Genomic DNA, 24,990 nt, shown 5'->3' with positions numbered 1-24,990 from the left:
CTATCAGACTCTTTCGTGTCCGATTCCCCGTCGGAGCGGGGTTCGCTTTCCAGTTCTTCGCTTTCGCGTTTCCCTTTCCGGCGGTTCCGACTCTACCAGACCCTTTCAGCGTGTTCTGCCTCAAGAATTCCGGTGGCCTTTGGATTGGCCTTTTGTCTTTCGACTGACCCGACTTTAGCAGAAGGATGGAGGCCCGAATTTCACAGGCCGGAATCAGCTGCTTGTCGAATCGAGGGGTGCTCCGTGGAAATTATGATCCATCAGGAGCAACGTAGATGTTAATCAGCGAACCCAGAGCTTGTCCAACTCCGAGGCAACCGTTCAAATCTACCTCCCCACTCCAGCCGTGTCAACGGTTTTTGTGGGGCGAAGAGGAGACTAACAGGTCGGGTACGCCTCATGCACATCAGCCTGCGGCAGGGAGCGCGGCGCTGCGGCCGGCTGCCTCCAGGTCGCCCGTCTCGCCTTCCCGGGCCGCCCTGCCACCGAGGACATAGACATAGGCGAGGAAGGCCAGTTCTGCGACTACTCCTATGGTGATACGCGCCCAGGTGGGCAGGCCGGACGGGGTGACGAAGCCTTCGATCACACCCGACACGAAGAGGACCAGCGCCAGGCCGATGGCCATGCCGAGCGCGGCGCGGCCCTGCTGGGCCATGGCTGTTCGGCGGCTGTACGGACCCGGGTCGATGAGGGTCCACCCCAGGCGCAGACCGGTGCCTGCCGCGACGAAGACCGCCGTCAGTTCCAGTAGGCCGTGGGGCAGGATCAGGCCGAGGAACGTGTCGAGGCGGCCCGCCGAGGACATCAGCCCGATGCCGACGCCCAGGTTGAGCACGTTGACGAAGAGGATCCAGATCACCGGCAGGCAGAGAAAGGCCCCCAGGACGAGACACATGGCCGCGGCCTGCGCGTTGTTCGTCCAGACCTGTGCCGCGAACGACGCCGCAGGATGGCTGGAGTAATACGTCTCGTACTCGCCGCCCGGCCGGGTCATCTGGCGCAGTTCCTCGGGTGCGCCGATCGCCGCCTGCACCTCCGGGTGAGCGCCGGTCCACCAGCCGATGGCGGCGGCGAGAAGGGTGGAGAGGAGCGCGGTCGGTATCCACCACCGCCGGGCTCGGTAGACGGCTGCGGGGAACCCCGCCTTAAGGAACAGCGCGGCGTCCCGCCAGCCGGCCCGGCGCGTACCGGTGACCGTCGCACGGGCGCGGGCCACGAGCTGGGTGAGGCGGGTGATGAGTACCGGATCCGGAGCACTGGACTGAACCAGCGAGAGGTGTGTGGCGGTGCGCTGGTAGAGGCCGACGAGTTCATCGGCCTCGGCGCCGGTGAGACGCCGGCCGCGGCCCAGGAGGTGGTCCAGGCGGTCCCACTCGGCGCGGTGGCTGGTCACGAAGACATCGAGGTCCATGGGCGGCTGCTGCTCCAGGCACTGGGTGCGAACGGTCCGTACGTACTACTGGCGTCCGTACTACTGACGTCGGCACGGCTGACTGCGGCGTGTTGTGGGCCAGCTTGGCAGACTGGCCTTCTCCAGAGCGGGGAAGGTAGGCGAAGGGTGGGCACCGGTGGATGAGCTTGTGACGGGCGACGCGGTCGTACTGGGGCTGCGCCCGGCGCGGCTGCCGAGCCGGGCGCTGGCGACGGCGATCGATCTCTCGGTGGCCGGTGCCGCGTATCTGATGGTGTCGGTCGGCATCGTGCTGTCGGCCGGCTCGCTGGACGAGGCCGCGGTCGCGGCCCTGGCCGTCGCCTCGTTCCTTCTGGTGCTGGTCGGTGGTCCGATCGCCGTGGAGACCCTCAGCCACGGGCGCTCGCTTGGCAAGCTGGCCTGCGGGCTGCGGGTCGTACGGGACGACGGCGGGCCCATCCGGTTCCGGCACGCGCTGGTGCGTGGGGCGATGGGCGTGGTCGAGATTCTGTTCTCGGTCGGGGTGGTCGCCTGTGTCGCGTCGCTGACCTCGGCGCGGGGGCGGCGGATCGGGGACGTGTTCGCGGGGACCCTCGTCGTACGGGAGAGGGTCCCGACGTCGTACATGGAGGCGGTGCCGCCGCCTCCGCCGTGGCTCGTGGGGCGCTTCGCGGAGCTGGATCTGTCTGCCGTGCCGGATGATCTGTGGCTCGCGATACGTCAGTACCTGACGCGGATGGGGCAGCTCGACGCGGGGGTGGGCCGGTCGATGGCCGAGCGTCTGGCGGGTGATCTGGCGGCTCGTACCGGTACCCCGGCGCCTCAGGGGGTGCCTGCGGGCGCGTATCTCGCGGCTGTGGTGAACGAGCGGCAGTCACGGGACGCGCGGCGGGCCTTCGGCCGCGCCCTTCCGACCGCGGGAGCCCCGGGGGCCATGGGAACCCCGGGGGGTCCGGGATCCGCTGTCAGTTCTTCGGCGCTTCCTCTCGCTCCGCCTGCCGTCCCTCCCGGGGGCTCCTCGTCTTCCCCCTCTACCCCTTCTTCCGCGTCTCCTGCCCCGCCCGTGGCCCCGGCGCCCGGCGCCGGGTCGCCCCCTCCGCCCACCACGGGGTTCGTCCCGCCCGCGTAGGCGTACATGGCTGTGGAACCGGTCAGGTCCGTGGCGAGGGCGGGGTTTCCAGGTCTTCCAGCTCGATGCCGGGGGCCGAGAGCACCACGTCGCCGGCGATGTGAACGGTGTGCTGTTCACCGGTGTCCAGTGCGCTGACCTGGTACTCGTCCACGATCAGAGGTCCGTTGTCAGTGGCGTGCGCTTCACTGTTCACCAGGGCCCAGGACTGGTCAAGCGTGCGGGGGGCGAGGACCGGATCGGTGAAGGCCACGAGGCGGACGCGCGTCGTGGGGGAATCGGGAGTGAGGCGCAGGAGGCGGGTCGTCGCGACGAGAAAGGCGGGGGATGTGCCGGTGAAGGCGTGAGCTTTGACGTTGCCTTCTGTGGCATGGGTGCCGGTGGGGTCGGTACGGACCCAGGTGACGCCGTCGAGGGCGGCGCCGCGGATCTGCCAGCTCGCCGCGTGGAGTTGCAGCCGGATGGGGCGGCCGAGCTCGTCGAGGGCCAGATCGACGGAGCCCGAGTGGTCGCCGGAGGGAGTGGTGATCTGGGAGACGTAGCGCCAGCCGGAGGGGCCGGGCGCGCAGTGGAAGTGTTCGTCGCCGAGAGGGGTGTGATCGTGCGGGTCATGGAGCGAATAACGGCCGCGGGGCATGGGGTCTTCCGGGTCCTTCGGGTACGCGGCGGCTGACAGCACACCGTACGTCAACGCCCTGGCGGCTCGGCGCCGTGTGCACGGAACAAGCCCCCGACACGGGGGTGCGGGGGCCTGTTCTGTGAGCTACGGAATGCCGGGTGCCGAGGGGCCGGGGCGGTGTCGGTGATCCGTCACCACCGGCCGGCCCGTCGGCGGGCGTGCCCGCGCGGGCGCACGCTGTGGATCAGTAGCGGTAGTGGTCCGGCTTGTACGGGCCCTCGACCTCGACACCGATGTACGCGGCCTGCTCCGGGCGGAGCGTCGTGAGCTTCACCCCGAGCGCGTCGAGGTGGAGACGGGCGACCTTCTCGTCCAGGGCCTTGGGGAGCACGTAGACGTCGGTCGGGTACTCCTCCGGCTTGGTGAAGAGCTCGATCTGGGCCAGGGTCTGGTCCGCGAACGAGTTCGACATCACGAACGAGGGGTGACCGGTCGCGTTGCCCAGGTTGAGCAGGCGGCCCTCGGACAGGACGATGAGCGTCTTGCCGTCGGGGAAGGTCCAGGTGTGGACCTGGGGCTTCACCTCGTCCTTGACGATGCCCTCGATCTTGGCCAGGCCGGCCATGTCGATCTCGTTGTCGAAGTGGCCGATGTTGCCCACGATCGCCTGGTGCTTCATCTTGGCCATGTCCGAGGCCATGATGATGTCCTTGTTGCCCGTCGTGGTGACGAAGATGTCGGCGATGCCGACGACGTCGTCCAGCGTCGAGACCTGGTAGCCGTCCATCGCCGCCTGGAGCGCGCAGATCGGGTCGATCTCGGTGATGATCACACGGGCGCCCTGGCCGCGCAGGGACTCCGCGCAGCCCTTGCCGACGTCGCCGTAGCCGAAGACGACCGCGACCTTGCCGCCGATGAGGACGTCGGTGGCGCGGTTGATGCCGTCGATCAGGGAGTGGCGGCAGCCGTACTTGTTGTCGAACTTGGACTTGGTGACCGCGTCGTTGACGTTGATCGCCGGGAAGAGGAGGACGCCGTCGCGCTGCATCTCGTACAGGCGGTGCACACCGGTCGTGGTCTCCTCCGTGACGCCGCGGATCTCGGACGCCAGACGGGTCCACTTCTGCGGGCTGTCGGAGAGGGTGCGGTTCAGCAGGGTGAGGATGTGGGCGTACTCCTCGCTGTCCGCCGTCGCCGGGTCGGGGGCCGCGCCGGCCTTCTCGAACTCGACGCCCTTGTGGACCAGGAGGGTGGCGTCACCGCCGTCGTCCAGGATCATGTTCGGGCCGCCGGTGGGCGTGTTCGGCCAGGTCAGAGCCTGCTCCGTGCACCACCAGTACTCCTCCAGCGTCTCGCCCTTCCAGGCGAAGACGGGGACACCCTTGGGGTCCTCCGGGGTGCCCTCGGGGCCGACCGCGATGGCGGCGGCGGCGTGGTCCTGGGTGGAGAAGATGTTGCAGGACGCCCAGCGGACCTCCGCGCCCAGCGCGGTCAGCGTCTCGATGAGGACCGCGGTCTGCACGGTCATGTGCAGGGATCCCGTGATGCGGGCACCGGCCAGGGGCTGCGTCGCCGCGTACTCCTTGCGGATCGACATCAGGCCGGGCATCTCGTGCTCGGCGAGGGTGATCTCCTTGCGGCCGAACTCGGCGAGCGAGAGGTCGGCGACCTTGAAGTCCTGTCGGTTGGCGACAGTCGTCATAACGAGCTGCTCCTCGTAAATCGGGTCGAGGGTGAATACGTACGGCTGACTCTGCGGCGGCGGGCATACGAATGCCCGGGCTACGCGGGGCAGTCCGTCGGAGGCCCTCTCTCCCTCGGCCGGTCCGCAGCGCGGACCGCCCGACCGCCATCAGCAGCGACGTCTGGCTCTGGTCACGAACCTACACCGATCGGCCCAGCGACCTACAGCCGAACCAGGAAGGAGCAGAACGCGTGTGGGGGAACACACGCCGGGAGAGAGCCCGGGAGAGCCGTACGGGAGGGAGGTGGGGGCCTCGGGTCGGCGCCGCGGGCTACTCCGTCGCGTCCGGGCTCGTGGAGGTGTTCGCGGAGGTGTGCGTGTCCTTGGCCGGGTTGGTGCCCGCGGCGGCGGCCGAGGCGCTGTAGATGTCCGGCTCCAGGTAGATCACCCGGGCGATCGGGACGGCCTCGCGGATGCGGGACTCCGCGGCGTTGATCGCGGCGGCCACCTCGCCCGCCGTGTCGTCGTGCTCGACCGCGATCTTCGCCGCGACCAGAAGCTCCTCGGGGCCGAGGTGGAGCGTGCGCATGTGGATGATGCCGGTCACGACATCGCCGTCGACGATCGCGCCCTTGATCTTCTCGACGTCCTCCGTGCCCGCGGCCTCGCCGAGGAGCAGGGACTTCGTCTCGGCCGCGAGGACGAGGGCGATCACGATGAGGAGGATGCCGATGCAGAGCGTGCCGATGCCGTCCCAGATGCCGTCGCCGGTCGCGAGGGAGAGACCGACGCCGCCGAGGGCGAGGACCAGACCGATCAGCGCGCCGAAGTCCTCCAGCAGGACCACCGGCAGCTCGGGGGCCTTGGCCCGGCGGATGAAGTCCTTCCAGGAGAGCGCGCCGCGCAGGGCGTTCGACTCCAGGATGGCCGTACGGAAGGAGATCGACTCGGCGATGATCGCGAAGACCAGTACCCCGACCGGCCAGTACCAGGCTTCGATCTCGTGCGGGTGCTTGATCTTCTCGTAGCCCTCGTAGATCGCGAACATGCCGCCGACCGAGAACAGCACGATGGAGACGAGGAACGCGTAGATGTAGCGCTCACGCCCGTAACCGAAGGGGTGCTCCGGCGTTGCCTCGCGCTTCGCCTTCTTGCCGCCGAGGAGCAGCAGCCCCTGGTTGCCGGAGTCGGCGAGGGAGTGCACACCCTCGGCGAGCATCGACGACGACCCGCTGAAGGCGAATGCCACGAACTTGGCTACTGCGATCGCGAGGTTGGCGCCGAGCGCCGCCACAATCGCCTTGGTTCCGCCGGACGCGCTCATGGGTGCGTGGTGTCCCTTCCTAGGTCTGCGGCCCTGGCGCCGCCGTACGGCGGGACATTGTTGCAGCCGCCGCAGCGGCCGGACCATCAGACCACCACTGTGGCCCTGAACACCGTGCCGGTACCGGACAGTTCGGTCTTCTCGCCCGCCGGTACGAAGACCGCGCCGCCGGGCGTCAGCCCGAGGTCGCCCGCCGTGGGGGCGCCCGCGGTGCAGAGCAGGATCTGCGGGGTGGCGGCCGTCAGGTCGCGCGGGGCGGCGCCCGGCGCGAGGGTGAAGCGGGAGAGCCGGAACTCGTCGATGGGGGTGTCGTACAGCTCCTCGCCGGAGGCGGACGCCTCGGGGCGCAGAACGGCCGGCTCGGTCGCTTCGAAGCGCACGATCCGCAGGAGTTCGGGGACGTCCACGTGCTTGGGGGTGAGGCCGCACCGCAGGACGTTGTCCGAGTTGGCCATGATCTCGACACCGAGGCCGTCGAGGTACGCGTGCGGCACACCGGCGCCGAGGAAGAGCGCCTCGCCCGGCTGGAGTTGTACGTGGTTGAGCAGCATGGCGGCGATGACACCCGGGTCGCCCGGGTAGTGGCGGGCGATCGACGCGTACGGGGCGTACGCGCCGCCGAGCCGGTCCGCGGCGGCCGCGGCCTCGGTCACCGTGGCGGCCATCTCCTGCGGGTCCGCGCCCAGTACGGCGGTCAGGACCTCGCGCAGCGCGGCCTCTTCGGGGTGGGCGCGCAGCAGGTCGACGTACGGCTTGAGCGCGTCGACGCCGAGCCCCGCGAGGAGTTCGGCGGCGTCCTCCGGGGCGCGGAATCCGCAGAGCCCCTCGAAGGGGGTGAGCGCGCAGATCAGTTCGGGCTTGTGGTTGGCGTCCTTGTAGTTGCGGTGCGCGGCGTCGATCGGGACGCCGCGGCGCTCCTCGTCCGCGTACCCCTCCTTCGCCTGGGCGAGGTCGGGGTGCACCTGGAGGGAGAGCGGCGATCCCGCGGCGAGCAGCTTGAGCAGGAAGGGCAGCCGGGGGCCGAACTTCCGTGTGGTGGCCGCCCCGAGCTCCGCCTCGGGGTCGGCGGTGATGAGGTCCGAGAGCGCCTGTTCACCCGCGCCGTGTCCGCGGTCGAGCCGCGAGGGGGCGCCGGGGTGGGCGCCGAGCCACATCTCGGCCTGCGGCTCGCCCGTGGGCGGGGTGCCGAGCAGTTCCGGGATGGCGGTCGTCGAGCCCCAGGCGTAGGGGCGCACGGTGTTCGAGAGGCGGTCCATGGGGTGAGCCTTCTGGTGCGAGGTGGCGGCGCGGTGGCGGTGGGATGGCGCCCTGGTGCTGGTGAGGTGCTGGTGAGGTGCTGGTGAAGTGCTGGGCGGATGCCGGTCAGGCGCCGGCCAGGTGCCGGTAGGGCTGAGCTGACCGGGCAACGGGGAGCGGACGTGCGAGGGCGTACGGGTGCGCGGGTGCGCGGCGCGCTGTCGGTACGGGACGGGAACGGCATGCGGGGGGCGTGTCAGGTCATACGGGAGTGCCCGCGGCCAGTGTCAGGTAGACCGTGGCGAAGTCGGTGACGGCGATCAGCTCGGCCAGGGCTTCGATGTCGGTGCCCTCCTCCGGCTCCAGCTCGCTGATGGCCGTGTCGTGGCCGAGGGCGAGTTCGCGGGCGGCGGGGGCGGCGGTGAGGCCGCCTGCCGGACGGTCCCTGAGCAGGACGACGCGGGCGCGCAGGGCCTGGCTCTCCTCGACCCGGTCGCGGAAGAAGTCGTCGGGGTCGGCGCCGCCCGCGAGGTCTCCGGCGAGCAGCGTGCCGTGGGCCTGCAGCGCCTCGGGCAGTTCGGCGGCGAGCGCGGGACGGCCGCTCAGCTCGGAGAGCACGGCGGCGAAGCGGCGTCCGGCGGGGGCCGCGGCCGTTCCCTCGGTCCAGATCAGCGGGAGGCTGTCGGCGAGTTCGGCGGCGAGGGTCTTCGCGGGATTGCTGTACGTGACGATGGCCGGGCCGCAGCGCTCGGCGGTACGGTCCAGCCGGTCGGCGACGCGCTGAAGGGTCTCCGGTGGCGCGGTGAGGAGTCCCACCCGGTCGAGCAGGGCGAGCAGCGGGACGAGCAGGGCCCAGAGTGCGCCGGGTCCGGTCGCGCGGGTGTCCTCCTCGACGGTGTCGGCCCATTCGTTCGGTGCCGTCGCCATCGGTACGAGCAGTCCGTGCGAACCGCTGAGTGACTCGCTCAGCGGGGAGTGGCCGGGTGCGACACCGACGACCGTGCAGCCGCGCCGGTACGCCTGCTCGGCGAGGAGGGCCAGGCCGGGCTCGCTGCCGTCGGTGGTGGCGATCAGCAGCAGGTCCACGGGGCCGGCCCAGCCGGGGAGCGCCCAGCGCAGGGCGCCCGCGGCGGGGGCGACACCCGTGGGGCGCAAGCGGGTCACCGGCGCGGTTCCGCCCGCCAGCGCGGCGACAAGGTCGGCGGCGGCGGTCGCGGCGGCGCCGGAACCGGCGATCAGCACACCACGGGGGCGGCCTTCCGGTGCCAGGTCGCCGACGCCGGCCTCGGCGGTCTGCCGCAGCGCGGTACGGACCCTGGCCCCGGCTTCGGCGGCGTCACGGAGCAGACCGTGGTGGTCGGCGCGGGTGAGCGCGTCGGGAGCGTCGAGCAGCGACTCGTCGAGCATGAGGGGTGGGCCTCCGCTGGTGTGGCACATGAGCAGGGCTGATGCGAGCGATGCAGTTGTTACGGGTGGTACGCGGCGTGTCTGCGCGGTGCGCGCCTACGTACCTGCGCGGTACGTACGCGGTGCGTACGTGGTGCGACTCTGCGCGTTGTGCGTGCGTGTACGAAGCGCGCTGACGCGAGGCGCGCCTGCGCAGGGCGCCGATTACGCGGGCCGGCGCGCCTCGTCCACGAGGAGCACCGGGATGTCGTCCCTGACCGGGTACGCCAGGCCGCACTCCGCACCGGTGCAGACGAGCTCGGGCGTCTCGGCCGTGGTGCGGTCGCTGAGCGGCGCGTGACAGGCCGGGCAGGCCAGGATCTCCAGGAGGCCGGCTTCGAGCGGCATGGGGTGGGTGTCCTTTCGAACAGGTGGCTAGACGCCTGTCAGCCTACCGCCGCGGGCCCCGCGCCCGCCGTCCCGGAGCCGGGAACGGCGGGTGTCCGAGGGGCGGTGGTGACGGTCGGTCCCGGTCAGTCTCTGATCAGGGCCAGGGCCTCGTCCCGGAGCCCCGCCATCGTCGCCGCGTCCCGCGCCTCCACGTTCAGGCGCAGCAGCGGCTCCGTGTTGGAGGGGCGGACGTTGACCCACCAGTCCGCCGACGCCACCGTCAGGCCGTCGAGGTCGTCGAGGGTGACCCCCTCGCGCGCCGCGAACGCCGCGCGGACCGCCGCCAGCCGGGCCTCCTGGTCGTCCACCGTGGAGTTGATCTCGCCCGAGCCCGCGTACCGGTCGTACGAGGAGACCAGTTCGGAGAGCGGGCCGTCCTGGCCGCCGAGGGCCGCCAGGACGTGGAGCGCGGCGAGCATGCCGGTGTCCGCGTTCCAGAAGTCGCGGAAGTAGTAGTGCGCGGAGTGCTCGCCGCCGAAGACCGCGCCCGTCGTGGCCATCTCCTGCTTGATGAAGGAGTGGCCGACGCGGGTGCGGACCGGGGTGCCGCCGTTCTCCCTGACGACCTCGGGGACCGACCAGGACGTGATCAGGTTGTGGATGACCGTCGCCCCCGGGTGCTTGGCCAGTTCGCGCGCCGCGACCAGGGCCGTGATCGCGGACGGCGAGACGCCCTGGCCGCGTTCGTCCACGACGAAGCAGCGGTCCGCGTCGCCGTCGAAGGCCAGGCCGAGGTCGGCGCCCTCGGCGAGGACACGGGCCTGGAGGTCGACGATGTTCTTCGGGTCCAGGGGGTTCGCCTCGTGGTTCGGGAACGTACCGTCCAACTCGAAGTACATGGGCACGACATCGAGCGGCAGGCCGGCGAAGACGGTCGGGACCGTGTGGCCGCCCATGCCGTTGCCCGCGTCCACGACGACCTTCAGCGGGCGCATCGCGGAGAGGTCGACCAGGGAGAGCAGATATGCGGCGTAATCGTCCAACGTGTCACGCCGCGTGAGGGTTCCCGTGCCCTCCGGTGTCTCCCCCGTGTCCCGCGGCGGTGTCTCCCCCGTGCCCCGCAGCCAACTCTCCACCAGGGCACGGATCTCCGCGAGTCCCGTGTCCTGGCCCACCGGCGCGGCGCCCGCGCGGCACATCTTGATCCCGTTGTACCGGGCCGGGTTGTGCGACGCCGTGAACATCGCGCCGGGGACGTTCAGGCTCCCGGACGCGTAGTAGAGCTGGTCCGTGGAGCACAGCCCGATGAGGGTGGCGTCGGCGCCGCGCGAGAGGGCGCCCCGCGCGAAGGCCGACGCCAGACCGGGCGAGGAGGGCCGCATGTCGTGGCCGACGACGATCGCCCCGGCGCCGGTGACCTCGACGAAGGCGGCGCCGAAGAGTTCCACGAGCCGGTCGTCGAGCTGGTCCGGGTACACCCCTCGTACGTCGTACGCCTTCACGATCTGCGCCAGGTCCGGCACATGTGGCACATGCGGCGCATGCGAAACGTCGGCCACGGTCACGCCCTCCAGAGGTTCCTGTCACCGCGGTCGGTTCACTGCGGTCAGTTCACCGCGCTCGGTTCAGTGCGGCAATTCGTGCGGTGCGGTGAGTCGGTTCAACCTACCCGGGCCGGATGACACCGTTACGGCAGCATCCACCCCAGTACCGCCGTACTCTGCCCCACCACGATCAGGCACATCACCAGCAGCAGCCCCAGGCTCCACGGCAGCACCTTGCGCAGTACGTCTCCCTCCTTGCCCGCCAGCCCCACCGCCGCGCACGCGATCGTCAGGTTCTGCGGGGAGATCATCTTGCCCAGCACACCCCCGGAGCTGTTCGCCGCGGCCAGCAGCTCCGGCGCCAGTCCCGACTGGTGCGCCGCGGTCACCTGGAGTGCGCCGAACAGGGCGTTGGCCGAGGTGTCCGAGCCCGATACCGCGACGCCGAACCAGCCGAGGATCGGCGAGAGGAACGCCAGCCCGGCCCCCGCCGCGGCGACGAAGTGGCCGATGGTCGCGGCCTGCCCGGACAGGTTCATGACGTACGCGAGGGCCAGCACGGAGGTGACGGTGAGGATCGCGTACCGCAGTTCGTGCACGGTCGCCGCCCACTCGCGCGCCGCGTCCCCCGCCCGTACGCCCAGCACCACGGCCGTGACCAGCCCCGCGAGGAGGACGAGCGTGCCACCCGTGCCGACCAGGGGCAGCGTGAAGACATTGGCGCCCACGCGGTCCCCGTCGGCGTTCGCGACATCCAGGAAGGGCCAGTCGAAGACCTGTGTCGCCTTGGCCAGCAGCTCCTTGACCGGCGGGATCTGCGCGACGGAGAAGATCGCGACGATCAGCGCGTACGGGGCGTAGGCGCGCACCACTTCGGGGCGCGGGTCCTCGCGGTCCAGGTCCTCGCTCCGTACGCCCGTGAGCACGGCGGCGCGTACCGGCTCCGCCGCGGGCCGGCGCGCCGAGGGCACCGCTACCAGCGCGGCGGCCCCGGCCAGCGCGGCCGCGATGTCGGCGAGTTGGGCCGAGACGTAGTTGGCGGCGGCGAACTGCGCGACGGCGAAGGCGACTCCGCACGCCAGCGCGGGCACCCAGGTCTCGCGCAGCCCGCGCCGCCCGTCGACGAGGCCGATGAGCACCAGCGGTACGACGAGGGCGAGGAGCGGGGTCTGCCGGCCGACGACGGCGGCGACCGTGTCCAGCGGCAACCCGGTGACCTGTGCGAGCGTCACGACCGGTGTGCCCATCGCGCCGAAGGCCACGGGCGCGGTGTTGGCGACGAGCGAGACGACGGCGGCCTTCACCGGGTCGAAGCCGAGCGCCACCAGCATCACCGAGCAGATCGCGACCGGCGCGCCGAACCCCGCGAGCGCTTCGAGGAGCGCGCCGAAGCAGAAGGCGACGACGAGCGCCTGGATACGGGGATCGTCGGAGAGGCGTCCGAAGGAGCGCCGCAGGATGTCGAAGTGCTGGGTCCTGACCGTCATCCGGTAGACCCAGAGGGCGTTGACGACGATCCACATGATGGGGAAGAGCCCGAAGAGCACGCCCTGCGCGCCGGCCGAGAGCGTCTGGCCGAGGGGCATCGAGAAGGCGAGCCAGCCGACGAGTACGGCGACGGCGAGGCCGGTGAGCCCGGCGAGGTGGGCTCGCATACGGACGCCGCCGAGCAGGATCAGCACGGTGGCCAGGGGCAGTGCGGCGACGAGAGCGGAGAGTGCGAGCGAATCGGCGACAGGTTCCAGTTGCTGTACGAACACGACAGTCCTCCGGAATTCCGCGATACGGAAAGTGATCTCTCACGGATGGAGGAATGGTCGTGTCCGCGCCAAGAGAAGGTCAATGGTCCGCACAGGATCCGTGGCGGAAACCCTGGACGGGCCCCCGGCCGGGGACCCGGAAGGCTTGTCGGTACGACGCGGGGGCCGGGCAGGGCGGCGCGGGGCTCAGGACTCGGGTGAGCGCAGCACCCGCAGATGCCCCCGGCGCCCGACCTCCATCGGGTCCGCCCCGCGCGCCCCCTTGCCGGGGCCCTCGGGTGACCGCTCCGGCGGGCGGGCGGCCTCCCGTACGGCATTGGCCAGGGCTTCGAGATCGTCGCCGCTCGGCTGCGCGGGGGCCGAGCCGTCCGTGAGCCGGACGACCTCCCAGCCGCGTGGCGCCGTCAGCCGCTGACCGTGTTCCGCACACAGGTCGTAGCAGTGAGGCTCGGCGTAGGTGGCGAGCGGGCCGAGGACCGCGGTCGAGTCGGCATAGACGTACGTCAGTGTCGCGACAGCAGGGCGGCCGCACGCGGTGCGCGAACAGCGACGTACAGGGCTCACGATGTTGGACGGTACCGCACTCTTGAGCGGGCTGCGACGACTCACCACCAGGTCACTCCACCGTGTCGCGGCGTGATATGCCGCACAAGTTGGCTGGAATCAACTGCCCTGACCTGCACGGAAAGAGGAGTGACGGGCCGACGACAGCCCGTGACACGGTCGCGACTTGGGACAAACCCGTCAATGCGCGAGGGATCGACGATCATGCGTACGTCGGGAATCGAGCTCAAGCTTGGCCTGAATGCTCAATATGCGACATGGCGTGCGACATGGCCTCCGACGAGGTCCGAGCCTCGATGGTGGAGGGCCCCGGAGAGCTACGCTGCGTCAGTGATGGACAGTCCAGTACCGCCCCGGTCGCCCGAGCCCCGGCCGCGCCGCCGCGACCGCCACGGCCGGGGGATGCGCGGGCCGGTCGCCCCGCCCCAGGTGCCGCTCTCGACCAGCCGCTCGGAGTCGTTCCGTGATCTCGTACGGGACTCCGTGGACCGGCTGGAGCGACGCTGGCCGCAGCTCGCGGATGTCGAGTTCCTCGTCATGGAGGTGCCCGGCACCCTGGAGGAGACCGTTCCGCTCGGCAGCTCCGCCCCGGCGGACAAGGATCATCCGGCACGCATCCTCGTCTACCGCCGCCCTGTGGAGATCCGTACCAAAGGCCGCGACGACCGCGCGCTGCTGGTGCACGAGGTCGTCGTCGAACAGGTCGCGGAGCTGCTGGGGCTGGCGCCCGAGTCCGTCGACCCCCGGTACGGGCAGGAGTGACCGGGGGTCCCTGAAGGGCGCTACTTTCCGTCGTCCAGGATGGACAGGTCTTCCCTGGCCCTCGGTACGGACACGGTGCCCCGGTCGTCCGGCAGCGTCTGCACCGTGAACATCGGCACCCCGTCCTCCGGCAGCTCCAGCGTGCGCGACGCGTGGACGGGGCCGCCCGACTCCGGCTCGACCGTCAGCGCGTACGCGCCCTTCAGCCCGGCCGGCGCCTTCGGGGTGACGGCCAGCGTCGACCGCGCCTTCACGTCGTACGTCTCCACCGTCGGCTCGCCCCCCTCGGTGCCCGGCGAGGACGTGACCCTGACCTTCGCGGCGGCGCCGGGGGCGGTCAGCGAGAGCGTCGAACCCTTGGCGCGGTTGTCGGCCACGGTCGCGCGCGCCGTGATGGGGGCGGTCGCCGGGATGAACGCGATCTCCCGCTTCTCGCCCTTGCCCCGCACGACGCGGAGCGCCGCGACCACGGGGGCGGGACTCCCGGACGGGGAGAGCACCAGGGAGCCGGCCTCGCCCTTGGTGACGTCCGCGAGTTCGAGCGCGGCCGTCATCTGCGACTTGACGTGAAGGCTTTCGAGTCCCGCCGGGGTGATCGTGCCCTCGGGGGTCGCGAGCTGCACCTTCAGGTCGGCGTCGGCGGACCCGGTCGCGAAGACCACCAGCCGCACGTCCGTCGCGTCCTTCGGGATGCCGGGCAGCACCACACTGCCCGCCGGGGCACCGGAGGCGGTCAGCCAGTCGCTGCCGCCCGCGTCGTCCGCGGCACGCACCGCCGCGCCGACCCGGCCCGCGCGGGTGGTGACATGGACGGTCACATTGGGCGCGGACTCACTGGTCAGCGTGGAGAGCAGCACCGGGACGCTGGACCTCGCGGGCACCGGAATGCCCTCCCCCGTCTCGGACTTGACGGCGCCGTCCGCCCCGTACAGCTCGATGTCCACGATGGCGACGGTGTCGTCGGGGTTGGTGAGGTGGACGTAGTCCTGGCGGGAGCGTTCGGTGCTGGCGCCGGGGAACCAGAAGTCGGTGTCGGGCGCGGTGCAGGTCATCCCGAGCAGCCCGCGCGCGCCGCCCACGGTCACCGTGGTGGTCTGCTGCGTGGTCCAGCCGGGGGCGAAGCGGCCGGTGGCCGTGCCGACGAGCGCGGGTGAGGTGGCGCCGCTCGCCTCGGCGGAGACGGGGGTGCCGGGTTCCTTGAGGGTCATGAAGGACTTCCCGTCCTCGCCGGTGGCCGCCTTCCCCGCGTCGTCCTGCGCCGATTCACCCTCCTTGTCGTCCTTCTTGCCGTCGTCCGCCTTGTCGCCGTCCGCTCCGCCCGGGTCGGCCAGCGTGACCGTGGACTCCTTGAGCTCGGCCGTGCCGCCCGCGTCGGCGGCGGGCGCGCTGTCCGCGCCGCCCTTCCCCGTGGGGGTGACGGAGGTGTACGTGGTCTCCGCTACGTCCGAGACGCTGGGCGCCGGGCATAGCTGGCTGGTGCGCTCGACGGGGAGCCGGGCAGCGGCGCCGGCGGCCGTCGTGTCCGCGTCCGCGGGGGCGGACAACGAGGCGAACCCGGTGACGGCGGCGAGGGCGGTGGCGGCCGCGATGAGGGAGAGGCTCGTACGGTTCACTGGTTGCTGCTCCCGTCGGGGCGCTGACGCGGCTCGTTCTGCCGGCCGTCGGCGTAGGGCTGCTGCTGTCCGTAGCCGTACGGGTCGTACTGCTGCTGGTGCTGCTGGTACGGCTGCTGGTCGTACGGGCCGGGCTCCGCGTACGTGCCCTGCTGCTGGTACGGATCGCCCTGATAGGGCTGTTGCTGTTGCTGTTGCTGTTGCTGTTGCTGGTACTGCTGCTGGTACGGGTCCTGGCCGGGCGCCGACGCGGGTGCGGGTGCGTTCGCGTACGTGGAGCTGTCCCACTCGTCGTACGCCGGCTGCGCGGGCACCGCTCCGTACGCCGCTTGCTCGTCGGTCTTGGTGGCTGCTTCGGCCGCCTCGGCCGCTGCGGCCGAAGCAGCCCCTTCGGCCTCGGCCCCGGCCTCGGCTCCGGCCTCCGCCTCGGCCGCCGCCCGGAGGCGGCGCGCCCTGCGGCCCTCGCCCTCCACGGGCTGGGCCGGGATCCCCTCGTCCTCGTCGGGCAGGTCGTCGTCGATCTCCCGGCGGCGCCCCGGCAGGGCGAGCACCAGCAGGACGAGGGCGAGCGCGCCCTGCGTCCAGACCCACGCGGTGTGGGTGATCGGGTCCTCGTAGGTGAGGTCGAGCCGGCCGCCCTCGGAGGGGAGTTCGAAGCCCTGGGCCCAGCCGTCGACGGTCTTCCTCGTCAGCTCCTTGCCGTCGAGGGTGGCCTGCCACCCCTCGTCGGCCCGGTCCGCGATCCGCAGCACGCGTCCGGCGGCGCCCGCCGGGATCTCCGTGTGCGCCTCGACCGGCCCCGCGGCGACCGCGAGCGACTCGCCGTCGCCCTTGCCGTCGACGATCGTGGCGCGCGAGATCTGCCGGTCGACCCGCCACAGCGCGCTGCCGTCGAGCTGGCTCAGCCGGGTCAGTCCCGGGGTGGTGTCGAGAACGCGGCCGGTCTCGGCGGGGGCTCCGTCCCGTACCAGGACGTAGCGGATCGCGAAACCGCTGAGCGTGTCGGTCTGGTCGGCGCCGGAGCCCGCGACGAGGTTGGCGACGACCTTGTCGAGCCGTGCGTCGCCGCCGCCCGCCGCGGTCAGCTCGGCGTCACCGAGGCGCCCGCCCGAGCCGCGGACCAGGGAGTACGAGACCTCTGCGGGCGAGGTGCCGCCGAGGACCAGGGTGCGCGGCTGGTCGCGGGTGATGCTCTCCTCCGCGACGAAGGCGGGCACCTGCACCGGGTCGCGGCGCTCCAGCGGGCCCGCCGCGCCGCTGAACATCCAGCCGACGGCGGCGATCAGCGGGCCGAGTCCGGCGGCGGCCGCGATGAGCACGGCGACGGGCTGGCGCCAGCCGAAGCTCTCGGCGGCGACCCGGATCCGGGCGCCGTCCGCGCCGAGGATGGCCGCGGCGATCATCGCGAGGCCGTAGACAAGGGTGGCGGGGCCCGCCCAGCCGGAGTTGTTGGTCAGGACGGCGAAGACCAGCGCGACCAGCGCGACGGTCCACGCCGAGCCGATGGCGAACCGCCGCTCGGCGCGGAGCAGCGCCGCCAGCGCGGCCAGCACGATGCCCAGCATCAGGACACCGCCGACGGCCTTCGGGCCACCGGGGCTCATCCCGAGCAGGTCGAGCGCGGAGGCCGAGCCCGTACCGAACTCCAGACCTGCCTCGCGGAAGAGCGCGGACGGGTCGGTGAGCAGCGAGAACGACCAGGGCGCGAGGAGCAGCAGCGGGGTGCCGAGCCCGGCGAGGACGCGCGATCCGTACGCGGCGATCTCACCGCGGCGCAGCACCAGTACGCCGATGCCGAGCACCAGCGCCAGCGGCCACACGACGGGCGTGAAGGCCATCGTGAACGTGAGCAGGAAGGCGTACGCCCAGGTGGCGCGCCAGCTGCCGCGCGTCTGCGGGTCGGCGCCGCCGCGCATCGCGTACGCGGAGACGGCGGCGCGGGCGAGCAGCGGCAGCAGCACGGCGAGGACGGCGGTGCCGAGCCTGCCGGTGGCCAGCGCGCCGGTCGCGGCGGGCAGGAAGGCGTACGCGACGCTCGCCCAGGCGCGCAGCAGGCGGGACGGGACGAGCGAACGGGAGGCGAAGTACGCGGTGACCCCGGCGAGCGGGACCGAGCAGACCAGGAGCACCGTCAGCGCGAGGCCGGTGGAGCCGAGGAAGAGGACCGACAGGGCGGCCAGTACGGCGAGGTAGGGCGGCGCGGTGTCGGTGACGCCCGTTCCGACGGGGTGCCAGCCGTCGGCGTACCGGGACCAGAGGTCGGAGATGTCGGCGGGCGCGGGCAGCAGGGCGCCGCCCGCGAGCGCGCCGCCGCCGAGCAGTCCGCGGCAGGCGACGAGCGAGACGAGGAGGAGGATCGCGAAGAGGACGGGGCCTGGCTTGTGCGCGAGCTTCTTCAGCCGGGCGAACTGCTCGATCTCCATGTAGTCGGCGTCGTCGCCGCCCGGTCCCGACTCGACGGCGCCGTGGCGGGAGCCGCCGGAGTCGGAGTCGGAGTCGCCGCCGAGGCTCGCGGCGATCTGCTCGACGGTGACGCGGACGGTCGCGCCGGCCGGCGGGAAGAGGGGACGCAGCTCGGCCGCCTCGACGACGCCCTTGCCGCGGTCCTTGCGGGCGCTGATGATCCGTCCGGGCCGCAGCAGGGTGCCGAGGAGTCCGGTGACCTCGTCGACGGCCTGTCCCGGTGCCTTGCCCACGAGATAGGCGAGGGTGCGCAGGACGGTGCCGAGGACGAGCCGGAAGAGCACGTAGGGGAGCACGGCGGCCCGCGCGTTGACGAGCATGGTGTAGACGGCGCCGGCCTTGTCGACGCGGTGCGGGTTGACGACGGAGCGGCCCGCGCAGTCGACCGTACGGCGCTCGCGCGCGGACGCCTCGGCGTGGCGCAGGACGGCGTCGGGGGCGACGAGGACCCGGTGCCCCGCGGCGTGCGCGCGCCAGCACAGGTCGACGTCGTCGCGCATGAGCGGAAGTCTGCGGTCGAAGCCGCCCAGTTCCTCCCAGACGTCGCGGCGGACGAGCATGCCGGCCGAGGAGACGGAGAGGACGGTACGGACCTGGTCGTGCTGGCCCTGGTCCTGTTCGCGGCGGTCGAGACCGGTCCAGCGGCGTCCGCTGTTGGCGATGGAGACGCCGACTTCGAGGAGCTGCTTGCGGTCGTACCAGCCGCGGAGTTTGGGGCCGACGACGGCGGCGTACTCGTCGGAGTCGGCGACGCGCAGGAGTTCGGCGAGCGCGTCGGGGGCGGGCGCGCAGTCGTCGTGGAGGAGCCAGAGCCACTGCACCGGTTCGCCGTGCGGCAGTTCGGGCAGGTCGTAGTTCTCGTCGCGCCAGGTCCTGGTGGCCGGGTCCCAGCCGCCGGGCCGCTTCAGATAGGGCAGATCGTCGGGGGTGAGCACCCCGGCCGTCGTGGCGGCCTCCTCGACCGCGGTGCCGAAGCCGGAGCGGCGCGCGAGGTGCAGCACGCGCTCGTCACCGAGTGCCTCGGTGAGCAGCCGGGCCGAGTCGTCGGCGCTGCCGGTGTCGGCGGCCATGACGTTCTGTACGGGGCGTTCCTGGCCGAGCAGCCCCGCGAGGGCGTCGGGCAGCCAGCGCGCGCCGTCGTGGGCGACGAGCACCGCGGTGACGACATGGCGCGGGAACTCGGGGGCGCTGGTGGTGGCGGGAACGAACGCGGCGGTGGTGGGGGACATTGAGGTGGCGGGCCCTCCGGCCGGGGGTCGCCCCGAAGGGGCGTTGGAGCGTCTCGGACGGGGCCCCACACTAACGGTAGGAATACGCGCGGGGCGCCCGGCGCTCGATGTCCCCGGCGCAGCGGCCCGCCGGAGCGCTCGGCACGCCGCCCGGCGGAGCGCCCGGCGTGCGCGCGGGGTCGCGCGGGGACGCGGGGGCGCGGGAGTTGCGGGGAAGGCGCGGGGAGCGCGGGCCCGGGAAACACAACGGTCCGCCGTCTGCGGGGAGGAGCAGACTGCGGACCGCGCCATATACGTATGCGTAAGGGGTCGTACGGTGGATCTCCGGTGTCGCGGCCGCCCGGCGGCCCGACGGCGTTCAGATCGCGGCCTTCTTCAGGCGGCGCCGCTCGCGCTCGGACAATCCGCCCCAGATGCCGAATCTCTCGTCGTTGGCGAGGGCGTACTCAAGGCATTCCGACCGGACTTCACAGGCGAGGCAGACCTTCTTGGCCTCGCGGGTGGAACCGCCCTTCTCGGGGAAGAAGGACTCGGGATCGGTCTGGGCGCACAAGGCGCGCTCCTGCCAGCCGAGTTCCTCTTCCGCGTCCTCGACCAGCAGTTGCTGGAACAGCTCGGTCATGTGCGCCCCTCGTCTGTCTTTTGCGTCCCCGTGGGTATGGCCGCTGTCGAGTCGGCCGAACGACACGAGTGAAATTACAAGTGTGTGCTCCGGTCCGGTCAAGCCGAGATCTGCTATTGGGCCCGGTATTCACTCTGCGGAACCAAGGCTATGCGGAAAGTGTTCAAATCGCCAAAAACCTGACACATGCCACTGGCCTGACCGCACCACCGCAATCACCCCTTCCGATCACCTCCTGGCCTCTCCTGACAGGAGAGACGCCGCACACCCCGACCCTGTTGCGGATCCGGGCACGGAAGCGATCTGGATCACAGTCCGATCACGAGGGCGCCGAGGTGTTTACGAGCGCGGTCGCTGCCCCATGTGTCCGCACCCCCTCATGGGCAAACCTTTCTCCGGACGGAGCAACCGGATGTGGTGAAAGATTGCGGCCAAATCGGTCATTGAGTTGACATCCGGAAGGGGATTCGCGACCTTAGGTCTCATGCCAGCGCACCGCACGCACCCCGCGACCCACCTCCGTGGATTCCGCAGTGCTGTCCAGGCGCGCTGTTGCTGCTCAAGCTGTTCCGGCTGTTGAAGCCCTCCCGGCTCCGGTCGAACCTCTCCTCACCACCCCCCTTTTTCCGGTAGCGCACGCCCTTTCCCTGCCGAGGAACCACAGCACCCCATGAACAGCGACAGCGACATCCAGATCGCCGGTGACCTCCTTGAGGTCCAGCACCTTCTCCGCCCCGCCCGGGAGCACCCGGTCACCGTGGCCGAGTTCGCCGGCCTCGCCCGTACCCTCGCCGCCGACCGCGCCCAGTGGGCCCCGCACGTCCGGTACGACGCCACCAGCCGCTGGTACCACCGGCTGCGTACCGGCCCCGGCTACGAGGTGTGGCTGCTCTCCTGGGTGCCGGGACAGGGCAGCGGATCGCATGACCACGGCCGCTCCTCCGGCGTACTGACAGTGCTCGACGGGGAACTGACGGAGCGTTCGGAGAGCGGGAGCCGGACGCTCACGCCGGGCGCGCAGCGGGTCTTCGCCCCCGGTTATGTCCACGAAGTGGTCAATGCCGCGATCGAACCGGCCGTGAGCCTGCACATCTACTACCCGGGGCTGACCGAGATGCCGATGCACTCGGCCCGCTGCGCCCCGGCGGCCCAGGATGTCGTACCCGCCTGACAGTATTCAGGGCATGCGCATCGTGGTTCTGGCCGGCGGCATCGGCGGCGCCCGTTTCCTGCGCGGCCTCAAGCAGGCCGCGCCCGACGCGGACGTCACGGTGATCGGCAACACCGGCGACGACATCCATCTGTTCGGGCTGAAGGTCTGCCCGGACCTCGACACGGTGATGTACACCCTCGGCGGTGGCATCAATGAGGAACAGGGCTGGGGACGCACCGACGAGACGTTCCTGATCAAGGAGGAGCTGGCCGCGTACGGCGTGGGGCCGGGCTGGTTCGGGCTCGGCGACCGCGACTTCGCCACCCATATCGTCCGTACGCAGATGCTCGGCGCGGGCTATCCGCTCAGCGCCGTCACGGAGGCGCTCTGCGCCCGCTGGAAGCCGGGCGTGCGGCTGCTGCCGATGTCCGACGACCGCGTGGAGACCCATGTCGCGGTCACGCTGCCCGACAGCGGCTCCGCCACGGGTGAGGGCGAGCGCAAGGCCGTGCACTTCCAGGAGTACTGGGTGAAGCTGCGGGCGTCCGTGGACGCGCAGGCGATCGTCCCCGTCGGCGCCGATCAGGCCAAGCCGGCGCCCGGGGTGCTGGAGGCGATCGGCGCCGCCGACGTCATCCTCTTCCCGCCGTCGAACCCGGTGGTCAGCATCGGCACGATCCTGGCCGTCCCCGGAATACGGGAGGCCATCGCCGAGGCGGGCGTGCCGGTCGTCGGCCTCTCCCCCATCGTCGGGGACGCGCCGGTGCGCGGAATGGCGGACAAGGTGCTCGCCGCGATCGGTGTCGAGGCGACGGCTGCGGCGGTCGCGCTGCACTACGGCTCCGGGCTGCTCGACGGCTGGCTGGTCGACACGGTGGACGCCGGTGCGGTGGCCGCGATCGAGGGCGCGGGCATCCGCAGCCGGGCGGTCCCGCTGATGATGACGGACGTGGCCGCCACCGCCGCGATGGCACGCGAGGCGCTGGCGCTGGCCGAGGAGGTACGGGCATGAGCTCCGGCACGGATCAGGCGTCCGCCGCGCCGGCGGTCCCCTCGTACGGGGTGCGCGCGCTGCCGGGGCTGCCCGAGGTGCGCCCCGGCGACGACCTCGCGAAGCTGATCGCGGCGGCCGGGGCCGGGCTGGCCGACGGTGATGTGCTGCTGGTCACCTCGAAGATCGTCTCCAAGGCCGAGGGCCGGATCATCGAGGCGACGGACCGCGAGGCGGCGATCGACGCGGAGACGGTACGGGTCGTCGCCCGGCGCGGCCCCCTCCGTATCGTCGAGAACCGGCAGGGGCTCGTCATGGCGGCGGCCGGGGTCGACGCCTCCAACACCGCGCCCGGCACGGTCCTGCTGCTGCCCGAGGACTCCGACGCCTCGGCGCGGGCGATACGGGAGGGGCTGCGGGACGCGCTGGGGCTCGACCTCGGTGTGATCGTCACGGACACCTTCGGGCGGCCCTGGCGCAACGGGCTGACGGATGTGGCGATCGGCTCGGCGGGCGTACGGGTCCTGGAGGACCTGCGCGGCGGGACGGACGCGCACGGCAATCCGCTGGCCGCGACGGTCGTGGCCCTCGCGGACGAGCTGGCGGCCGCCGGTGACCTGGTGAAGGGCAAGACCGGGAATCTGCCGGTGGCGGTGGTGAGCGGACTGGGACACCTCGTGAGCCCGTCCGCCGCGTCCCCCGCGTCCGGCGCCGACGACACGGACGACGCGGACACCGGTGCCCGCGCGCTGATAAGGGTCGCCGCCGACGACATGTTCCGGCTCGGCACCTCGGAGGCGGTACGGGAGGCGGTCACCCAGCGCCGTACGGTCCGGGACTTCACCGACGAGCCGGTCGACCCGGGCGCGGTCCGCCGCGCGGTCGCGGCGGCGATCACGGCCCCGGCGCCGCACCACACCACACCGTGGCGCTTCGTGCTGCTGGAATCCCCCGGGTCGCGGCTGCGGCTCCTCGACGCGATGCGCGACGCGTGGATCGCCGACCTGCGCCGCGACGGCAAGTCCGAGGAGTCGATCGCCCGCCGCGTCCGGCGCGGTGACGTGCTGCGCAAGGCGCCGTATCTCGTGGTGCCGTGCCTGGTGACGGAGGGCTCGCACACCTACGGCGACGCCCGGCGGGACGGCGCGGAGCGCGAGATGTTCACGGTGGCGATGGGCGCGGGCGTGCAGAATCTCCTGGTCGCACTGGCCGGCGAGCGGCTGGGCTCCGCGTGGGTCTCGTCGACGATGTTCTGCCGCGAGGTCGTACGGGACGTCCTGGAGCTGCCCGAGGAGTGGGACCCGATGGGCACGGTCGCGGTCGGCCACGCGGCGGCCCCGCCGAAGGAACGGCCGGGGCGGTCGCCGGAGGCGTTCATCGAGGTGCGTTAGCCGGCACCGTGGCGGTCGCGGCCGGGTGCGCCGCGGCCTCGACCGCCGCGAGGAGAGAAGAAGAGGGAGCGGTCCCGGAGCGTGGACCTCACCGACATCCTGATCGACGTGGCGGTCGTCGCCATGCCGTTCGGCGTCGTCCTGCTCCTGGTCAAGGCCGTCCATCTGCTCGTCCGCCGGCGCTGGTTCCTCGCCCGTACCGCCGGCGGGCCCTGGCGCGGGGTGGAGCTGATCGCGCTGAGTCTCGGCGCCGGGCTCCCGGCCTATGTGGCCGGGCTGTCCGTCGGCTGGGACAGCGGCGGAACCGGCACCGCCTGCGAGCGGGCGGTCAGCGTCCCCCCGGGTGGTGAGGGTCCCCCGGGTCCCCTCACCGTGGCCGAAGGGTTCCTGCCGCTGTCGAGCCACTGCCGCTGGGGCGACGGCACCCACCTCGAACTCGTCCCGGGCTGGGTGAACGTCGTGGTCCTCGCCGCCCTCGCGGGGGTCGCCGTCGGCACCGCCGTGGCCGTACGGGGCCGAGCCCGCGGCGAGGGGGCGAAGCTTGCCGGGAAGGGGCGCTAGAGCCGGGCGATGTCGCGGACCGGCATGCGGGGTGCCCGGCGGGCCGGGACGCGCCCGCTGAGGAGGATCAGCCGGGTCGCCCGGTGGCGCTGGCCCGCGTACGGGGTGAGGAGGTCCAGCATCGCCGCGTCGTCCGCGTGCCGGTCGTCGGCCAGCGCGTGGCCGACGATGCCCGGCAGGTGGAGGTCGCCGACCGTGACGGCGTCGGGGGCGCCGTTGGACCGCTGGATCACCTCCGCCGAGGTCCAGGGTCCGATGCCCGGGATCAACTCCAGCCGGGCGGCCGCCTGTTCGGGCTCCATGGCGGCGGCCTCCTCCAGCCGTCCCGCGACCCGTACGGCGCGCAGAACGGTCGAGGAGCGCTTGGCGTCGACCCCTGCCCGGTGCCACTCCCAGGAAGGGATCAGCGCCCAGGTCCTGGCGTCGGGCATGACGTGGAGCGGCTCACCGGAGGCGAGGGGCGGCCCCGGCGCGGGCTCGCCGTGCGCACGGACCAGCAGGCGCCAGGCGCGGTACGCCTCGACGGCGGTGACCTTCTGCTCCAGCACGGACGGGATCAGCGACTCCAGTACGAGCCCGGTCCTGCAGAGCCGCAGTCCCGGCCTGCGCCGCAGGGCCCCGACGAGGAGCCGGTGGCGCGGTACGAAGGCGTCCGGCTCGTCGGACGCGCCGAGCAGCTCCGGGAGGTGCTCCAGCAGCCACTCCGCGCCCGGGCCCCACGCCTCGGCATCCACGCCGCCGCCCCGCGCGACGAGCCGCAGCGCGCCGGGCCCGGCGGGCGTACGGCTCGCGCGGCGCACCGCGCCGCCCGGCTCGGCCCGGAAGGTCGGGTCGCCGGGGCCGCGCCGCAGCGGCCCCAGGGTGAGCCCGAGGTCGTACGCACCGTCCGGCGGCGTCCAGCGGCGGCGCAGGCCCTCCGGCGCGGGCGCGGAGCGCACGGCACCCGTGGGGTACGGGGCGCGCGCGGGGCGGGGGGCGAAGCGTCCTGCCACGGGTGGGGTCCTGGGGCCTCTCGTCTCGTCCGGATCGTGAAGTCCCCGGGGGCTACCCTCGGGGTCCCCCGAGGGTAGCCCCCGGGAGGGCCTCCCCCGCCAGGGCGGTCCACCCGGACCCCACGGGGGGCCGGAAGACGACGCGCGGCGGGCCCGGCGCGGT

General features: G+C 72.2%; 20 protein-coding genes. 6 read left to right on the top strand and 14 right to left on the bottom strand.

All coding sequences use genetic code 11. The annotated features are described in order from the left end of the window. Positions 1-406: 406 nt before the first annotated feature. Positions 407-1,414: a stage II sporulation protein M gene (locus ACFTZC_RS27505; RefSeq protein WP_382894152.1), complete on the bottom strand. Its 1,008-nt coding sequence runs from the start codon at positions 1,412-1,414 to the stop codon at positions 407-409. 157 nt (positions 1,415-1,571) lie between these two features. Between ACFTZC_RS27505 and ACFTZC_RS27500 the strand changes: the two genes are divergently transcribed. Next, positions 1,572-2,543, top strand: a complete 972-nt coding sequence (locus tag ACFTZC_RS27500; RefSeq protein WP_382894150.1) for an RDD family protein — start codon at positions 1,572-1,574, stop codon at positions 2,541-2,543. A 22-nt stretch (positions 2,544-2,565) separates the two neighbouring features. On the opposite strand, the gene ACFTZC_RS27495 is transcribed toward ACFTZC_RS27500, so the two are convergent. The 9 genes from ACFTZC_RS27495 to ACFTZC_RS27455 all read right to left on the bottom strand — a co-directional run bounded on the left by ACFTZC_RS27495 (position 2,566) and on the right by ACFTZC_RS27455 (position 13,098). Next, on the bottom strand, positions 2,566-3,180 hold the full coding sequence (locus tag ACFTZC_RS27495; protein ID WP_382894148.1) for a hypothetical protein: 615 nt from the start codon (positions 3,178-3,180) through the stop codon (positions 2,566-2,568). Between the two features lie 226 nt (positions 3,181-3,406). Beyond that, positions 3,407-4,864 carry an adenosylhomocysteinase gene (gene ahcY / locus ACFTZC_RS27490; RefSeq protein WP_382894146.1) on the bottom strand — a complete coding sequence of 486 codons (1,458 nt, stop codon included), beginning with the start codon at positions 4,862-4,864 and terminating at the stop codon, positions 3,407-3,409. Between the two features lie 313 nt (positions 4,865-5,177). Next, a complete protein-coding gene (locus ACFTZC_RS27485) occupies positions 5,178-6,170 on the bottom strand; it encodes a cation diffusion facilitator family transporter (protein WP_382894144.1) in 993 nt (330 codons plus the stop codon). Between the two features lie 86 nt (positions 6,171-6,256). Continuing rightward, positions 6,257-7,426, bottom strand: coding sequence for a mannose-6-phosphate isomerase, class I (manA, locus tag ACFTZC_RS27480; RefSeq protein ID WP_382894142.1), 1,170 nt, complete (start codon positions 7,424-7,426; stop codon positions 6,257-6,259). A 241-nt stretch (positions 7,427-7,667) separates the two neighbouring features. Next, positions 7,668-8,813, bottom strand: coding sequence for an SIS domain-containing protein (locus ACFTZC_RS27475; RefSeq protein WP_382894140.1), 1,146 nt, complete (start codon positions 8,811-8,813; stop codon positions 7,668-7,670). Between the two features lie 204 nt (positions 8,814-9,017). Next, positions 9,018-9,200 carry a Trm112 family protein gene (locus ACFTZC_RS27470; protein WP_365808440.1) on the bottom strand — a complete coding sequence of 61 codons (183 nt, stop codon included), beginning with the start codon at positions 9,198-9,200 and terminating at the stop codon, positions 9,018-9,020. Positions 9,201-9,325: 125 nt separating this feature from the next. Beyond that, positions 9,326-10,741: a phosphomannomutase/phosphoglucomutase gene (locus ACFTZC_RS27465; protein WP_382894138.1), complete on the bottom strand. Its 1,416-nt coding sequence runs from the start codon at positions 10,739-10,741 to the stop codon at positions 9,326-9,328. Between the two features lie 128 nt (positions 10,742-10,869). Further along, positions 10,870-12,486, bottom strand: a complete 1,617-nt coding sequence (locus tag ACFTZC_RS27460) for an L-lactate permease (protein ID WP_382894136.1) — start codon at positions 12,484-12,486, stop codon at positions 10,870-10,872. A 186-nt stretch (positions 12,487-12,672) separates the two neighbouring features. Beyond that, positions 12,673-13,098: a DUF3499 domain-containing protein gene (locus tag ACFTZC_RS27455; RefSeq protein ID WP_382894134.1), complete on the bottom strand. Its 426-nt coding sequence runs from the start codon at positions 13,096-13,098 to the stop codon at positions 12,673-12,675. A gap of 285 nt (positions 13,099-13,383) precedes the next feature. Here ACFTZC_RS27455 and ACFTZC_RS27450 point away from each other — a divergent pair, with 285 nt between their 5' ends. After that, positions 13,384-13,812 carry a metallopeptidase family protein gene (locus ACFTZC_RS27450; protein WP_382894170.1) on the top strand — a complete coding sequence of 143 codons (429 nt, stop codon included), beginning with the start codon at positions 13,384-13,386 and terminating at the stop codon, positions 13,810-13,812. Positions 13,813-13,832: 20 nt separating this feature from the next. Here the strand turns inward: ACFTZC_RS27450 and ACFTZC_RS27445 are convergent, their stop codons facing one another. The 3 genes from ACFTZC_RS27445 to ACFTZC_RS27435 form a co-directional block, all read right to left on the bottom strand. Next, positions 13,833-15,425 carry a DUF5719 family protein gene (locus tag ACFTZC_RS27445; RefSeq protein ID WP_382894132.1) on the bottom strand — a complete coding sequence of 531 codons (1,593 nt, stop codon included), beginning with the start codon at positions 15,423-15,425 and terminating at the stop codon, positions 13,833-13,835. Further along, the gene (locus ACFTZC_RS27440; protein ID WP_382894130.1) at positions 15,422-19,117 is read right to left on the bottom strand and encodes a glycosyltransferase family 2 protein; all 3,696 of its coding nucleotides are present in this window, start codon (positions 19,115-19,117) and stop codon (positions 15,422-15,424) included. Before ACFTZC_RS27440 ends, ACFTZC_RS27445 begins: the two co-directional genes overlap by 4 nt. Positions 19,118-19,475: 358 nt before the next feature. Further along, positions 19,476-19,739, bottom strand: a complete 264-nt coding sequence (locus ACFTZC_RS27435) for a WhiB family transcriptional regulator (RefSeq protein ID WP_030742398.1) — start codon at positions 19,737-19,739, stop codon at positions 19,476-19,478. Between the two features lie 670 nt (positions 19,740-20,409). Here ACFTZC_RS27435 and ACFTZC_RS27430 point away from each other — a divergent pair. From ACFTZC_RS27430 to ACFTZC_RS27415, 4 genes are all read left to right on the top strand, one after another. Continuing rightward, positions 20,410-20,910, top strand: coding sequence for a cysteine dioxygenase family protein (locus ACFTZC_RS27430; RefSeq protein ID WP_365808428.1), 501 nt, complete (start codon positions 20,410-20,412; stop codon positions 20,908-20,910). A gap of 13 nt (positions 20,911-20,923) precedes the next feature. Beyond that, positions 20,924-21,904, top strand: a complete 981-nt coding sequence (gene cofD, locus ACFTZC_RS27425; protein WP_382894128.1) for a 2-phospho-L-lactate transferase — start codon at positions 20,924-20,926, stop codon at positions 21,902-21,904. Beyond that, a complete protein-coding gene (locus ACFTZC_RS27420) occupies positions 21,901-23,274 on the top strand; it encodes a coenzyme F420-0:L-glutamate ligase (RefSeq protein WP_382894126.1) in 1,374 nt (457 codons plus the stop codon). Before cofD ends, ACFTZC_RS27420 begins: the two co-directional genes overlap by 4 nt. Positions 23,275-23,355: 81 nt before the next feature. Continuing rightward, entirely contained in the window at positions 23,356-23,835 is a 480-nt protein-coding gene (locus ACFTZC_RS27415) for a hypothetical protein (protein WP_382894125.1), read from the top strand. On the opposite strand, the gene ACFTZC_RS27410 is transcribed toward ACFTZC_RS27415, so the two are convergent. Beyond that, positions 23,832-24,827, bottom strand: coding sequence for a DNA-3-methyladenine glycosylase family protein (locus tag ACFTZC_RS27410; RefSeq protein WP_382894123.1), 996 nt, complete (start codon positions 24,825-24,827; stop codon positions 23,832-23,834). The two genes, ACFTZC_RS27415 and ACFTZC_RS27410, sit on opposite strands and share 4 nt — an antisense overlap. Positions 24,828-24,990 lie beyond the last annotated feature (163 nt).

The organism is Streptomyces sp. NPDC056987, from assembly GCF_042673865.1.
Lineage (GTDB): Bacteria > Actinomycetota > Actinomycetes > Streptomycetales > Streptomycetaceae > Streptomyces.
This window is presented reverse-complemented; position numbering and strand designations above follow the sequence as displayed.